At 66.2% G+C, this 1,505-nt stretch carries 1 protein-coding gene; it reads left to right on the top strand.

The features are described from left to right. Window positions 1-51 precede the first annotated feature (51 nt). Window positions 52-1,505 (top strand): aldehyde dehydrogenase family protein (locus tag CXQ90_RS21610; RefSeq protein ID WP_258064705.1); only part of this gene is annotated, 1,454 nt, incomplete at its 3' end.

The following is a 1,505-nucleotide window of genomic DNA, read 5'->3' as shown; positions in this document are numbered from 1 at the left end:
GCCGAACCTGAGCTTTTAGCAGCCGAAGGAACCCCTGCCGGAGCGGAAACCCTGTTCATCAGAGGCCGGTGGGTCGGGGCACAGTCCGGAAAGACCCGGATGATCAGCTGCCCGGCCGACGGGTCTGTAGTCGGGCTCGTTGCTGAGGCCGGAGAAGCCGACACCGTCTCCGCGATCCAGGCGGCCAAAGCCGCCCACGAGGCGGGTCTCTGGTCCTCCGTGCCCGAGCCTGAGCGCGGAGACCTCCTCCTCGCCGTTGCACGTCGCCTGAGGGAGCGCAGAGACGAATTCGCCCGGGCAGAGTCCCTGGACACGGGCAAGCGCCTGGTGGAATCAGAAATAGACATGGACGACGTCGCCGCCTGCTTCACCTACTTCGGGAAACTCGCAGGCCAGCAGGCGGGACGGGTCGTCGACGCCGGAAACCCCGACGTCGTCAGCAGAATCGTCCACGAACCGGTCGGAGTATGCGGCCTGATCACACCCTGGAACTATCCCCTGCTGCAGGCAGCATGGAAGGTAGCGCCGGCCCTGGCCGCCGGGAACACCTTCATCCTCAAGCCCGCAGAGCTCACCCCGCACACGGCGATACTGCTGATGCAGGTCCTGGACGAAGTAGGCCTGCCGCCGGGAGTGGCGAACCTCGTCCTCGGGCCAGGGGCCGTCGTCGGAGCACCCCTGGCAAGCCACCCGGACGTGGACCTGATCTCATTCACCGGCGGCCTGACCACGGGCAAGCAGATCGCTGTGCAGGCGGCAGACACCGTGAAGAAGGTAGCGCTGGAGCTGGGAGGAAAAAACCCCAACGTCGTCTTCGCAGACGCCGACTTCGATGCCGCCGTGGACAATGCCCTCAACGGCGCCTTCGTCCATTCCGGCCAGGTCTGCTCCGCCGGCGCGCGCCTGATTGTGGAGGAATCCATCGCAGAGGCCTTTGTTGCCGAGCTGGTGCGCCGCGCCCAGAACATCCGCCTCGGCGGGCCCTTCGACGCCGATGTTGACGCCGGGCCTCTGATCTCGGCAGCACACCGCGACAAGGTAACAGCCTATGTGGAAGCAGGTCTGTCAGAGGGCGCGCGCCTGCGCTGCGGTGGACGATGGGGAACGGATGAACTGGCCGGCGGCTACTACTACCTCCCCACCGTTCTGGACAACGTCCACAGCGGCATGACGGTCCTGACGGAAGAGGCCTTCGGCCCGGTCGTCACCGTGGAAACCTTCACCGACGAGGACGAAGCCATCGCCCTCGCCAACGACACGATCTACGGCCTGGCCGGGGCCGTGTGGAGCCAGGACGCCGGACGGTCCCAACGGGTGGCCGCCCGTTTGCGGCACGGCACCATCTGGATCAACGACTTCCACCCCTACCTGCCCCAGGCCGAATGGGGCGGAATGAAGCAGTCCGGCACCGGTCGGGAGCTTGGCCCGACCGGAATGGCCGAGTACCAGGAAATCAAACACGTGTACCAAAACCTCCGTCCCGCCGTCACCGGATGGTTCCCCCA

Source organism: Arthrobacter sp. ZGTC131, assembly GCF_002929275.1.
In the GTDB taxonomy this organism is placed as follows: domain Bacteria; phylum Actinomycetota; class Actinomycetes; order Actinomycetales; family Micrococcaceae; genus Arthrobacter.
The sequence above is the reverse complement of the archived record's forward strand: the minus strand, read 5'-3'. Positions and strand labels throughout refer to the sequence as shown.